Source organism: Parafrankia sp. Ea1.12 (assembly GCF_900465275.1).
GTDB lineage: Bacteria > Actinomycetota > Actinomycetes > Frankiales > Frankiaceae > Parafrankia > Parafrankia soli.
The window spans coordinates 1-12,141 of record NZ_UBIZ01000084.1 but is presented as its reverse complement, the minus strand read 5'-3'; the positions used below and the strand labels follow the sequence as shown (position 1 = coordinate 12,141).

General features: G+C 66.2%; 11 protein-coding genes and 3 pseudogenes. 2 read left to right on the top strand and 12 right to left on the bottom strand.

Features of this window, described 5'->3' with window-relative positions:
• The 8 genes and pseudogenes from FMEAI12_RS01240 to FMEAI12_RS01210 form a co-directional block, all read right to left on the bottom strand.
• Positions 1 to 1,005: integrase core domain-containing protein (locus FMEAI12_RS01240; protein ID WP_200835130.1), on the bottom strand; the 1,005-nt coding region annotated here is incomplete at its 3' end.
• Positions 1,006 to 1,048: 43 nt separating this feature from the next.
• Positions 1,049 to 1,819 (bottom strand): annotated as a pseudogene (locus FMEAI12_RS39635) (IS30 family transposase); the annotation flags it as partial.
• A gap of 126 nt (positions 1,820 to 1,945) precedes the next feature.
• Entirely contained in the window at positions 1,946 to 2,965 is a 1,020-nt protein-coding gene (locus tag FMEAI12_RS01230) for a hypothetical protein (protein ID WP_146776599.1), read from the bottom strand.
• Positions 2,966 to 3,702: 737 nt separating this feature from the next.
• The gene (locus tag FMEAI12_RS01225) at positions 3,703 to 4,053 is read right to left on the bottom strand and encodes a YciI family protein (RefSeq protein ID WP_112104676.1); all 351 of its coding nucleotides are present in this window, start codon (positions 4,051 to 4,053) and stop codon (positions 3,703 to 3,705) included.
• Between the two features lie 292 nt (positions 4,054 to 4,345).
• Positions 4,346 to 4,471, bottom strand: a complete 126-nt coding sequence (locus FMEAI12_RS39160; RefSeq protein ID WP_255565642.1) for a hypothetical protein — start codon at positions 4,469 to 4,471, stop codon at positions 4,346 to 4,348.
• Positions 4,472 to 4,524: 53 nt separating this feature from the next.
• The gene (locus tag FMEAI12_RS01220) at positions 4,525 to 5,001 is read right to left on the bottom strand and encodes a VOC family protein (RefSeq protein WP_112104680.1); all 477 of its coding nucleotides are present in this window, start codon (positions 4,999 to 5,001) and stop codon (positions 4,525 to 4,527) included.
• 121 nt (positions 5,002 to 5,122) lie between these two features.
• Positions 5,123 to 5,728: an ester cyclase gene (locus FMEAI12_RS01215; RefSeq protein ID WP_112104675.1), complete on the bottom strand. Its 606-nt coding sequence runs from the start codon at positions 5,726 to 5,728 to the stop codon at positions 5,123 to 5,125.
• A 463-nt stretch (positions 5,729 to 6,191) separates the two neighbouring features.
• Positions 6,192 to 7,148: an NADP-dependent oxidoreductase gene (locus FMEAI12_RS01210; RefSeq protein WP_112104674.1), complete on the bottom strand. Its 957-nt coding sequence runs from the start codon at positions 7,146 to 7,148 to the stop codon at positions 6,192 to 6,194.
• 183 nt (positions 7,149 to 7,331) lie between these two features.
• Between FMEAI12_RS01210 and FMEAI12_RS01205 the strand changes: the two genes are divergently transcribed.
• Positions 7,332 to 7,823 carry a MarR family winged helix-turn-helix transcriptional regulator gene (locus tag FMEAI12_RS01205; protein WP_112104673.1) on the top strand — a complete coding sequence of 164 codons (492 nt, stop codon included), beginning with the start codon at positions 7,332 to 7,334 and terminating at the stop codon, positions 7,821 to 7,823.
• 133 nt (positions 7,824 to 7,956) lie between these two features.
• Here FMEAI12_RS01205 and FMEAI12_RS01200 read toward each other — a convergent pair.
• The 4 genes and pseudogenes from FMEAI12_RS01200 to FMEAI12_RS37625 form a co-directional block, all read right to left on the bottom strand.
• A pseudogene (locus FMEAI12_RS01200) lies at positions 7,957 to 8,484 on the bottom strand (IS6 family transposase); the annotation flags it as partial.
• Positions 8,485 to 8,582: 98 nt separating this feature from the next.
• The gene (locus tag FMEAI12_RS01195) at positions 8,583 to 10,364 is read right to left on the bottom strand and encodes a reverse transcriptase/maturase family protein (RefSeq protein WP_200835129.1); all 1,782 of its coding nucleotides are present in this window, start codon (positions 10,362 to 10,364) and stop codon (positions 8,583 to 8,585) included.
• 540 nt (positions 10,365 to 10,904) lie between these two features.
• A pseudogene (locus FMEAI12_RS01190) lies at positions 10,905 to 11,078 on the bottom strand (IS6 family transposase); the annotation flags it as partial.
• A complete protein-coding gene (locus tag FMEAI12_RS37625; protein ID WP_112104672.1) occupies positions 11,078 to 11,290 on the bottom strand; it encodes a hypothetical protein in 213 nt (70 codons plus the stop codon). The pseudogene FMEAI12_RS01190 and the gene FMEAI12_RS37625, both read right to left, overlap by 1 nt.
• A gap of 502 nt (positions 11,291 to 11,792) precedes the next feature.
• Here FMEAI12_RS37625 and FMEAI12_RS36940 point away from each other — a divergent pair.
• On the top strand, positions 11,793 to 11,957 hold the full coding sequence (locus tag FMEAI12_RS36940; protein WP_235013572.1) for a hypothetical protein: 165 nt from the start codon (positions 11,793 to 11,795) through the stop codon (positions 11,955 to 11,957).
• Positions 11,958 to 12,141 lie beyond the last annotated feature (184 nt).

The following is a 12,141-nucleotide window of genomic DNA, read 5'->3' as shown; positions in this document are numbered from 1 at the left end:
GTGCTGGCGGAGGGAGCGGTGGGGTCGGTGGGTGTTGAAATGCTTCGCGTAGCTGTCGAGGACCGAGGTCAGGTGCCGTTCGGAGATGATCAGCGGCCTGTCGGTGCATTCGCGGCGGGCGGTGCCGATCCGGCGTTCCGCGATCGTGTTCGCCTGCGGGGCTTGTGGTGGTGTGCGTACCACGTCGATGCCGGCTCCGGTGAAGACGGCGTCGAAGGAAGCCGTGAATTTCGTGTCGCGGTCACGGAGGGGGAACCGGAACCGGTGGCCACGTTCCTCGAGGTCCATCAGCAGGTTCCGTGCACGTTGGGTGACCCAGGCCGCGGTTGGATGCTTGGTGACCCCGAGAACATGAACGTGGCGGGTGGCGTGTTCGACGACGAAGAACACGTAGATCCGTTGCAGGAACACGGTGTCCACCGTGAAGAAGTCGCAGGCCAGCAGGCCGGAGGCCTGCGCGGACAGGAAGGTGCGCCAGGAGGTGTCGGCCCGGCGGGGGGCGGGGCCGACGCCGGCGCGGTGCAGGATCCGCCAGACGGTGGCGACCCCGACCGGGTAGCCCAACCCGGCGAGTTCTCCTTGGATCCGGCGGTGGCCCCAGGTCGGGTTCTCCCGTGCGAGGCGCAGGACCAGATCGCGGATCTCCCGGCGGACCGGCGGCCGACCGGGCGACTTCCGTAGGTAGGTCCATTTTCGTGCGAGAAGGTCGCGGTGCCAGCGCAGCACGGTGGCCGGGGTGACGAAGAACGAACCCCAGCGGGCCCGGGGTAGCAGCCGGGACAGGGCTGCGAGGATCATCCGATCCGCCGGTTCCAGCGTCGGACGGTGGACCTGCCGGCGCAGCACCGCCACCTGGTGTCGCAGGACGAGGAGCTCCACGTCCTTTGCCGTGTCGCCGCGCACGTGGAGCAGCATCAGTCCGAGAGCGTTGCGTGTCAGGGTGTAGAGCAGCGACCACACCATGACCATCCAGCCTGCCCGACACGGACCCCGTCCGGCAGGCAAACACGCAGGTCACCGCCCAAATCGGGGTTCTGGAGCCCCGCAGGGTCCTGCGTTCGACGAGCGTGCCGATCGCCGACTGCTGGTCCTTGCCGATGATGAGGTCGCCTTCCCAATGGCCGGCCTGGGAGCGGTCTTCGGGCTGAAAGGGGCGCTCGTGGATCGTGCGCATCGGCTCCTCGAACCGCGGCCGACGTCGTTCGAGGCGTTGGTGAGCACGGCGGTGATCGCGCCCGGTGCGCAGTGGCGAACGACGGTGCGGGGCGAGCGGCGACGGCCGCTTGAGCACGGAACCGGGCTGATAGATCGCCTGGTAGATGCTTTCGTGGCACAGCCACATCGCCCGGTCGTCGGGATACCGCCGGCGTAGGTGCCGGCTGACTTGCTGTGGACTCCACCGTTGAGCGAGCAAGTGGCCGACCACCGTCCGGAGCTCCGGATTGATCTCGACCCGCCGCTGGTGGCGACGCGTGGTCGCGAGCCGGTGGGCCTCGAACGGCCGGTATCCCTGCTTGCCGATGGCGTTGCGGCGCAGCTCACGCGAGACCGTCGACGGCGCCCGGCCCAACCGGCCGGCGATCTGCCGGATCGTCAGCCCGGCCTGGCGCAGGTCGGCGATCTCGATCCGTTCGTCCTGCGACAGGAACCGGGCACTGACCTCACGAACCGCCAGCCGCTCCAGCGCCGGCACGAACCCCACGACCTGGCCGCGGCGGTAGGTCTTGTAGCCGCGCGACCAGTTGTTCCCGGTCGTGCGGGAGACACCGACTTCCCGAGCAGCGGCGAGGATGCGCCACCCTCGCTCGCGGAGCTCCACGAACCGGCGGCGCTTCGCCGACTGCGGACGCCGGCCAGGCCCCTTCTTCACACGACGAGACGACGACAACACAGCCTCCAGAACCTAGGCAGTGTTGCGACCGCCGGTAGAAACCACCCATCACTATTATTGTTCGATCGCCGTGCGGCCCAATGAGATCAACGTGGAGTCGTCCACGAGCGAGCCGTCCCACATGGCGGTGAGGCGGGTAATCTTGCCCCAGCCATCCAGTTCAAGGGCGACGACACCTCGGGGAACAGCGCTGTTGGACGCCGTCCATTCATAACCCCCTCCCACCGCGCTGCCGACGACGTGGCGAACGGCCGTACCACCACCGGCGTAGGGCAGCAGAGAGACGGCCTTGGTCAGATAGGTACCAATGCTTCGTGGGCCGACAATCTGCAGGTGTGCTGGCATGTCCTCGAAGATGGCGCCGGGCGCAAAGAGTTCCGCAGCGCTGGCGCCGTCGCCATTACGCAGGGTCTGTGTAAGCTTGGATACGACGTTCCTCATGGCCGGCGCCGCGGTTTCTCCGACAGTGGATTCCCTGAAGTCCGTTATGGACCCAGGCGAGAATGCCGCGAGGGCCGCCGTGTTGGCTATGCCAAAATGCCGGACATCCCAGTAGTCGATTTGCCGGGTGATCTTACGATCGCGAAAGTTGATAACGCCGACCGCGCGGATTTCGGAAGGCCCGAACAGTCCTGCGGTGTCGGTGAAGAACACGACGGCGCTGGTCGCGTCGCCCAGGATCCGCGTGGGGTACGACTTGCCGTCGCTGGGCCAATTGGACATGAACTGGGACAATGAGTCCCGCAGTGATTCCCAGTTGTAGAAGCCCGCGCCCACGACTGCATCGATGTAGGTAATGAGATTGCGCGAAAAGAAGGACATCCATCCGTCTAGGTCCTGCGCACTCTTGCGGATGAGATAGCGCCGGACCAGCGCGGCTACCTCCGTGGTGGCGTGCGAGGAGTCGATGACAACATCGACGCCGGGAAACCCGAGCCCGTTGCCGGCGTCGGCGGCCGACGCTTTTCCGGTGGAAAGCAGGGAGGCCGTGGCAATCCCAGTTCCGCCGAGCGCGACTCCACGCAGTAGCGTACGTCGTTCCGTCTGGTTCGGTTTTTGAACGTTGCGTTCCATCACATGCCTTTCGAATTGTGCGACCTGAGACTGCGCTTTGCGCACCGCCCAGGGCGCCATATGCCGAGATACTTGCGCCCGCAAGCAACAAACTAGTCCGGCCCACTCAGGTAAATCAATCCGTTTTCCGCAAAGCCACAGGCCATTTGAGATGAAGCTAGGTTGAGGTTGCGAAATGCCACTGAAATCGGCGCGTGACCAGCGTCAAGGAATCTCGACCTGCGGCTGTCCAACTAAAATTCTGGAAAATACAAACGGGCTTTCGATGGTCCCTGCGCGAGTTCCCGGCGGGACTGTACGACGCCACCGAACTGGAAGTCTTCCGGATCTACGATCCGCGCCGAGAAAGATGCGAAGAGCGCGGGATGGCCATTAACTACTACAGCAAGTTACATCTACAGTCGTAACTTGATATTGAGAGAATGAGTTTTGAGGAGTCCTCCTGGATGTGGCAGCGATTAAAGCTGGCCACTTGAAGTGTCACAGTATTGCAGACCGTTCGGTCAGTACAGTTGCTGCTCGAAGGCCAGGCGACCCCAGGGACGTTGGTGGACCGCCAGCTGACGACCTTCCAGTCATCTCCATCCGGCGCCCACACGCGGCGGTGATCTCAGCCGATCACGTGGCGCGGCCAGCTGGCCCTTCAACCCTCCCGCAGGTCCAACCGTTAGCATCCTGTCGTCGACAACGCGGCGCCGCCGCGCGCGGACGGGGCCGGGCCGATGGGCTTCTCCCCGTCAAGCCGTGGTTTCGGCCACCGAGCGAGGGGGGAGGCCGGGGCCGGCAACGATCATCTCGGCCGGGACGACCCACGGCGCGCAGCGTGCCTCGAACCGGCCCGCGAGCACACTCGGGTTCTTCGCCCACAGTTCCTCGCTGGTCGCGACGTCGCAGAGCATGATCGCGAAGCCGCGGACGTTCTCGTCAGCGCCGCGTGACGGGCCAGCGGCGAGCAGCAGGCCCCGCGAGTGCATGTCGGCCATGTTCGCAAGGTGCGCGTCTCGGACACGCATCTCCTCCTCGGGGGGCAGCGGCCGGGAGCCGTACTGGCGCACCATGGTGACGAGCGTGTAGCTGGCGAACTTCATCGGGTGCCTACCAGCGAGGTTCCGGTCACGACGGACGTCTTCAGCCCGGTCGGCACCAACATCCAGCCCGGGCTCGCCTGGGCTGTCCTCGCCGAGGTCGCTGTCATGGGTCCTCCTCCTGCAGTGCTCGGGTAAGCGCGGACAACATTGTCATCAGCCAGGCTCATGGGACCACGTGAGGTCACCTTCTAGGGACCACTGCGGCTAGTGCCCGTGATGCAGCTTCCCTTTTGCTCATATGCTGACAATCAAGGGTGTGACCAGCGTAAATAACTTAGAGTGACTTGAAAATTCACGACATGCTATTGCTTCTTGTGAAGACCATGGTGGTCTTGCGGTGGCGGGCGGCGGTGAGCTCGTAGAAGTCGGTCGTGACGGTCTCGTCGAGGGGGCGGAGCGCGAAGTTGTCGAGGATCAAAATCTCTCTGACCGGCGAAAAGGCTTGGAAGCCAAGATCTTTGGAAACTCGGGCTAGAGGCGAAGCGGGCGAATCGGGGCCCCCACTAGGGTCGGGTCGGTCTTCCAGTCGACGCCGGGGACGTCGATGTACAGCTCGACCTCGTTCCCGTCCGGGTCGTGGATGTAGAGGCTGTGGGTCACGGTGTGGTCGGACGCCCCGGCGATCGTGACGCCGGCTTTCGTGATGTGGGCCAGGGCCTTGCGCAGCTCGTCGTCGCTGTCGCCGACTTTCAGTCCGAAGTGGTACATCCCGACCCGGCGCCCAGCCGGAACCCGCTTCGCGTCCTCGCCTACCTCGATGAGCAGCAGCTCGTGGTGTGTCCTCGGGCCGGCGGAGAACGCCGCCACCGGGATGCGGCTCTGAGTCGGCGCCGACGCTGTCGGGTCGGGCAGGACCTGGCGCCAGCGCAGCACGTCCCGATAGAAGGCGGCCGACCGGTTGACGTCCCTCACGTACAGGACGAGATGTCCTAGTTCCTTGATCTTCATGTCAAGCCTCTCATTGCTGTCGTTGCCGTCCACGTCCGTCCGTCCGACGTCCGTCGTGTGGTTAACAGGCGCGTGTGTGGTTAACGGGCGCGCGACATCGCGCGCCAGCACACTCGGCTGATCAGGCCAGGCCTATCTGCTGATAGAGGGCCAGGTTGTCGTAGAAGAAAAACTCCTCGTCCATGGTTCCCTGCCGGTTGAAGATCCCGACGGTGATCATGTTCATCGCGAAACTCTCGCCGGTGGGCTGGTTGAAGCCGCCTTTCCCGTCCGGCATGGGTTGGCTGAACGTCCCCTTGAACACGCCGTGGACCGCGACCAGTTCGCCCTTTGCCACCCGGATCGGGTGGGAGGTGACCTTGAGGTCGGGCGCCCAGACGAACAGCCACTTCAAGTCCTCGACGTGCTGGTCCAGCCCGTCGGTGTAGTGCCCGTCGGGCCAGTGCACACGGACGTCGGGGGCGTGGCTCTCCCCGAAGCGGTCCCACTGCTGGTTGCTGAAGACCACGAAGTCCGCCTCGTCGAACGTCTTCAGGTGCTCGTACTCCTCACGGGTCAGGTGCCCGGGGAACGGCAGCCCTTCACCGGTCTCGGCCGGGTTGCCCATCGCCTGGTACACGGCACCGGATGCCGAGGCGGGAGTGGCACCGCTTTCCACCGCGGTGATTCCGAGCATGCCCGCGGCGGCGAAACCGCCACCGCGAAGAACCGAACGTCGGTTGGTCATTAGGTCCTCCGTACAGGTGTGCCGATCGTTAGGCCGTTGCTATTTGGCGACGCTACTATTGCCCGGACATTAGGTACCGGTTGTCTCGTCGACGTCGATCGGCTGTCGGTAAGCGTCTTGTCGCTTGAGCCTTTACGGCTCTATTTGAGTCGTCAAAGAGGAGGCGATAATTCGTCTGCACGAGTCACGTCGTCGACGACGTCCGCAGGGCGCGCCACCGAGGACTGTTACCGGAGCGGTTCAAGTCGGCCAACGTGTCTGACCGGGTGGCGGGAGGCGCACAGGAGGATCGGGCCAAGGGCGACTTCGCTGCCCGTGTCGGTAGTCTCTGCGGCCCTGTTCGGCAGGCTCCGGCTGGTACCCGCCGTTTGGCTGTGGTGGGTACCAGCCGGGGTCGCCGGCCGGTTCGGTGTGCGTTTTGCGTGGGTGTTGCGGCCGGCGAGAGTGGGGCGGGCGTGTCCGGTCAGCCTGCGATTTCGACGACGATCTTTCCGCGAGCGGTGCCGCTGGCGAGGGTGGCTAGTCCGTCGGTGGCCTTGTCGAGGGGCAGGACGGCGGTGACGTCGACTTTCAGGGTGCCGGCAGCGGCCTGTTCGGCGAGTTCCGCGACGACCTCGCGGACGGGGGCGGCCATGACGCTGGTACCGGTCAGGCCGGCGGCGGCGAGGGCCTGTTCGTCGTCGGCGGCGCCGAGGGTGCTGGCGACCTTGCCGCCCTTGCGGACCGCGTCCAGGGGTGCGCTGTCGGGGGTGTAGGAGACGAGATCGATGAGGGCGTCGACGCCGTCGGGGTAGGCGGCGCGGACCTGCTCGGCGACCGGGCCGGCGGTGTAGTCGACGACGGTGGTGGCGCCCAGTGCGGTGAGCCGGCTGGTCTCGGCGGCGGTGCCGGTGCCGGTAGCCACGACGGTGGCGCCGCGTGCGGCGAGCAGTTGGACGGCGTAGGAACCCACGCCGCCGCCGGCGCCGACGACGAGGACGGTCTGGCCGGGCTGGGGTTCGACGGCGTCGACGGCGGCGGTGGCGGCGGTGGCGGCGAGCGGAAGTGCCGCGGCGGTGGTGAAGTCGAGGCCGGCGGGCTTGCGGGTGACGGCGGCGGCGGGCAGCAGTGCGTACTCGGCGAGGGTGCCGGCCTGGATCGGTGGGACCAGCAGCATGTGGCCGATCACCGCGTCGCCGACGGCGACGTGGTCGACGCCGGCTCCGACGGCCTCGACGACGCCGGCGGCGTCACGACCGAGGATCAGCGGGTAGGCGTGCGGCATCATCTCGGCCATCATTCCGGCGGCCAGGGCGTTGTCGAGGGCGTTGAGACCGGCGGCCTTCACGCGGACCAGCACGGTGCCCTCGACAGGTGCGGGGACGGGCAGGTCGGACAGCCGGGGCTGCTCGCCCGCGGCCGGGACATTCAGTGCACGCATGTTTGCTCCATGGGGGATCAGCGTCGACGACGACGCCGGCGGGCGGGTGCCGGGCTCGGCTCGCAGCCTCGGACACCCACCCCGATGGGTTGAACGTTTAACCGCAATCTAAGCGGCGTCACTTGACCTGTCAAGTGATCAACGGCTTTGGCTCGGTTGAAACTTCAAGCTAGGCATGGTGCCATGGACGCGCAGCAGCCGCGCTGGCTGGCCGACGACGAGATGCAGACCTGGCTGGCCCTGGCCAGGGTGCTGATCAGGCTTCCGGCGGCACTCGACGACCAGCTCCAGCGCGACGCCGGGATCAGCCACTTCGAGTACCAGGTGCTGGTGGGGCTGTCCGGGGCACCGGAGCGCACCCTGCGGATGAGCAGCCTGGCCGTGTTCGCCAACGGATCGCTCTCCCGGCTGTCCCACGTGGTCGGACGGCTCGAGAAGGCGGCCTGGGCGCGCCGCACACCGGACCCCACCGACGGCCGCTACACCCTGGCAATCCTCACGGACGCGGGCTGGGACAAACTCGTCGCGACCGCCCCCGGGCACGTCGAAGCCGTCCGCGCCCTGGTCTTCGATCCGCTCACCCGCGCGCAGCAGCGGCAGCTGGGCGACATCGGGCGCCGCATCTCCCGTGCCGTCGACCCCGCCGGCAGCCACCTCGACGAACTCTCCACCTGACGGTCACCCCCGAGGAGACCCACGTGACGTCCGTCCTGAACCCCGACGGCACCGGCCGGCGCCTACGACCAGTACCGGGGGCGCTGTTGCATTGCGGGGATCCAGCGCAGGCCAGGGCCTCGGGCAGTCTCGGTCAGACGGCCTGGGTGAGCTCGGTGAACGCGGCCGCGAGCCGATGCTGTGGGTCGATGTCGGTGGCGAGTTCGTAGTGGCCGCGGCGGATGTTCTGCACGAGGGCGTGTCCGGTGTTGACGGTCTGGACCGAGCGGAGGCGTTTCAGTCCGGGCATCTGCCGTAGCCGGGCTTTCAACCGGCCGTGGTCGGCTTCGATCCGGTTGTTCTCCCGGGCCGCGTCGACGTGGCAGGCCTCGGGAAGCAGCTCGTCGATGAGCCGCGGGTACACCGGTGCCTTGTCGGTGGTGACCTCGACCGGCCGCCGGCCATGAGACAGCGCCCGGATGAAGAACCGGCGGGCGGAGGCCTGGTCGCGGTGGGCGCTGGCGAGGACATCGATGACCTGCCCGTGCTGGTCAACGGCCCGGTACAGGTAGATCCACCGGCCGGAGACCTTCACGTACGTCTCATCCACAAACCACCTGTCGCCAGGACGGTGTCGGCAGGGCCGGGCCGCGTCGGCGAGCAGGGGCGTGAAGCGCTGCACCGCGAGGTAGGGCGTTGGCGAGGTACTTCTCAGTCCTTTTCCAACGCCCCCCTCCCGAACCCGCCGTGCTGGTTTCCCAGCAGCGGGCTCTCCGGTGATTATTCCGTGGGTGGCGCGGCTGGCTGCCCGGTGTGGATGGTGGTGTGGCATGCCTGGCAGACCACGAGGGTCTTGCGTTGCCGGGCGGCCATGATTTCCTTCCACTCGGGTTGTGACTGTCCCGGTCTTCCGAGCTGGGCGAGCTTGCGGACTTGGTGCACGTCGACTTCGCCCTTTTTCTCGCACGTCTCGCACCGGCCCGCCACGAGCCGTGTGATCAGCTCTGGGCGGCGGCCGGCGACCTGGACTGGTTTGCGGTCGACAAGGACCGTGGTTTTCTGCCGTTTCAGTGGGATGCCACCGAACCGTGCGACCAGTGGTTTCCTGCCGTCGCGTTCGACACTGAACTGGAAGCATCTGCGTGGCCCGAAGGGTGTCTCGACGGTCGCCTTGTAGGCGGCCGCCATCTTGGACACCGACGAGTCATGTTTGCAGGCCAGTGTTTTCAGCAGTGAGGTCAGCATGACCCAGTGCACCCGGTTCAGTCGGTAGACGTCGCCGGCCAGCAGGTAGTACTGGACGAGGCCCCGGTATTCGGCCGCGTAGGTGTTGACGATCGTGTGGTCGTCGTCGTTCACCAGCCAGGGCCGGCGCTCGGGTTTTCCGCGCATCATGTACGGGGCACAGGCAGCCTTGACCACCGCCGACGGCACGCGTAAGGCAATCGCGCCGTTGGCTGCCCGGCGACCACGTGTGATCTTATGGTCGCTGTGTTGGTTGGTGATTTCATAGCCGAGGAAGGTCGCCGCGCCTGTGCGGGCGTGGGTGATGAGCGTCTTTTCCTCGGATAGTTCCAGCAGGAGGTTGTCGCGCAGGAACTGGGCGAGGCGCTGTTTGATCTCCTCGGCTTCGGCTTTTGGTCCGGTGAACCCGAGCAGGGTGTCGTCGGCGAAGCGCACGTACCTCAGTCGCCGGTAGCCGGGATCCTGGGGATCCCCGCTGGACATGCTGCGCTGCTGCGTGCGCAGCGCCCGGGTCGCGGCACGGTCGCCACGTTTACGGGCGCGTTGGATCGCGCAGTGCACCCTGCTGTAGTCAGGATTACGCCTTCGGCTTGCGCCTCGAGTGTATTCCGGTATGAGCTCTGTCTCGACGAAGGTGTCCAACCGGTCCAGGTAGATGTTGGAGAGGACGGGTGAGACGCCGCTGCCCTGCGGCGCGCCGCTGAGCGTGGCGTTCCACCGCCAGTCCTCCAGGTATCCGGCTTTCAGCATGTTACGCAGTAGCCGTAGGAACCTGTTGTCGTGGATTCTCTCGCCGAGTATCCCCAGCATGACCTCGTGGTCAAGCGTGTCGAAACACCGCGCGATGTCACCCTCGATGAACCAGGTCGTCCCGGTCCAGGTCTTCGCCACCTCGCTGAGCGCGGTGTGGCATCCCCGGCCGGAACGAAAACCGTGCGAGCGGTCGGAGAACCTCGGCTCGTAGTACGCGGTGAGTAGTAGGCGCACCACTTCGCCGACAATCTTGTCCGACCATGACGGCAGGCCCAGGGCTCTCTTCTTCCCGTTTTTCTTCGGGATGTGGACCCGTCGTACCGGGCTGAATCGGTAGCGCTCGTGGCGCAACGCATCGATGATGCGGTCGATTCTGCCCGTTGACATGCCGTCCGCGGTCTCCCCGTCGGCCCCCGGCGTCATGGCCCCTTTGTTGGAGTACACTCGGCCGTAGGCCAGCAGATACAAGTCCGGGTTGTACATCTGTCGGTACAGTTCGGTCAACGGCAGGCCGCGCCTGCCGCGTTCACGGAGGACACCCAGTACCGTTTCGGCGTTCTGCATTGCGCATACCTCGCGGGTTGTGAGTATCCGGTCACCTGGCCCCCTTGGCCCTGTCGACGGTTTTCCCGCCGTCCTTGGAGGGGCGTTACTCCCACGACTACTACGGGGCCTCCGTCGCCGTAGGGTTCGCACCCCGTAGGCGATCCCATGTTCGTCCTTGTCGTACGTACTAGCATGACGTAGGCGGCCCACTCATCTCCTTGAATACCCTCGCTGGGTATCGCTCCACGCTCTGGAGGTTGCGTCAACCCCGGTGGGATGTCGGCGCAGAGCACGGCACCGGTTACAGGCGTCTTTCCGGGGGACGGATCTTTGCATCTTCTGGAGATTGGGCTTCAGACAATCCAGTTTTCGCCATATCATGCGGGCCCCTCGAACGCCCCGCTCCTTACGCCTGGACACGGTCGTCGATTTCCTGGCATGCTGCTGTCCCCTTGACCTTTCGGCGCCGGGTTAGCCATCGGGCCCGAGAACATCCCTCCAAGTTCCCCCCAACTACGCTGGGGATACGACAAGGCGCCTCATGGCGCAACACCGATAGACGGTGACGTGATCGACCTCGAGGCCGCGTTCAGCGAGCAGTTCCTCGACATCCCGGTACGACAGCGCGAACCGCAAGTACCACTGCACCGTCAGCACGATCATCTCCGGCGGGAACCGGAACCCGGCGAACTCCGACGTCGGAACCGGGGGACGGACGCGACGTCGACGCATCACCCGATCATGACCGATCGGCAGCTCGGTGAGGGCGGACTGCGCCGATGCAACTGTGCCACCACGATCTGATGCATTGCGGGCAGATGCCTGTCGGTGGCGTGCAGGCCGGCGGCGGTGGAACGGCGCAGGACGAAGAAACGGAGATGGTCCCGATTGCACTGGGACTCGGTGGCGTCGCGCTGCTCGGCGGCGGTGTCGCCCTCCGCCAACGCCGCAGGGGCCACCGGTAGGCGGCACAGGTCGCGGTGGTGGACGCTATTCCATCCGGAGAGAACAGCCGATCTTGACCGCGGATCTTCCCATGAGTGGGTCGCCTCGGCGACCCGCCAAAGCTCCTCCTAAGGCCGGACGCAGGCTCTCGGACGGGAAGACTTGCGGTCAAGATCCGCTGGTGGCTCCGGATGGAACTGTGCCCTCCGACCTCCTGGACTTCGCGATCTTTTTGATCTCTCGACGTTCGACAGTGTGAATGTCTGGCCGCCTCGGCGATGGGTTCTCGTCGGCGTCGAATCCGGGCGGCGAGCCGACGAAGGCCTCAGGCAGGGGCACAATCTGGTGAGACGGGTTCGCAGGCTTTCTCCCGAGGTCCGCGCGGTGCGCCGGACGGGGACGACCGGCGCGGCGAGGAGGCACACGCGGCCGGCGCCAGACGGCGGGCTGCCGCCCGCGACGACGCGCTGTTGGAGCGGGGCACATGGGCGGCGGCTGCCAGTGTGCATGCTCTCGGCGCGCGACGAGGTGGACGACCGGGTTGCGTCCGAGGTGTCGGACGGTGCCTCGGCTCTTGCGCAGATCGCGGTCAGGCCTCCGGCTGTCGTCGTGCTCGACGTCGTCATGCCGAGGCCGAGCGGCATCGAGGCGAGGATGGGTCGCTGAACCGCCCCGGGTCGGATGGAGGCACGACGCGGCGCGCCCGGCCAGGAGACGTAGGAGGCCACCTGGCCGCAGGTAGCACCATGCCCAACGGCCACACTCGGGAGCCATGGGGCATGGACATCACCACAGTGGAGGAGCGGGGACCGGCGAGACGTCGCGGCCGGCCACGACTGTCATGGCGGTG